This is a genomic window from Kitasatospora sp. MBT66 (assembly GCF_000710405.2).
Taxonomy (GTDB): domain Bacteria; phylum Actinomycetota; class Actinomycetes; order Streptomycetales; family Streptomycetaceae; genus Kitasatospora; species Kitasatospora purpeofusca.
Genome location: NZ_JAIY01000016.1, coordinates 637,622 through 637,974, shown reverse-complemented (window position 1 = coordinate 637,974; position 353 = coordinate 637,622). Strand labels below are relative to the sequence as shown.

1 protein-coding gene is annotated in these 353 nt (G+C 78.8%); it reads right to left on the bottom strand.

The genetic code is table 11. The features are described 5' to 3' along the window. Positions 1 to 20 precede the first annotated feature (20 nt). Positions 21 to 353 (bottom strand): helix-turn-helix domain-containing protein (locus BI06_RS54285; protein WP_043476473.1); only part of this gene is annotated, 333 nt, incomplete at its 5' end.

Here is a 353-nt window from a genome sequence, read left to right as displayed (position 1 = left end):
CGGGTGGGGCCGGTCCGCCGTCATGCCTCCCACTCTGGCCCGGGCCCGGCCGCCCCGCCTTGGACGTTTCGGAACTTCGCCCCGTCCGGGCCCTCCTCGGCGAGCCAGACCGTCGGCGCGCACCCCGCGAGCGTGCGGAACTCGCGCGCCAGATGGGCCTGGTCGAAGTACCCGCAGCGCACCGCGAGCTCCGCCAGCCGGGGCGCCGGACCGGGCGCGGCCAGCAGCCGCCGGGCGCGGTCGAACCGGATCACCCGGGCGGCGGCCTTCGGCGTGAGCCCGGTCTCCCGGCGGAACCGGTCCTGGAGATGCCGGCCGCTCCAGCCGGTCTCCTCGGCGAGCGCGGCCACCGG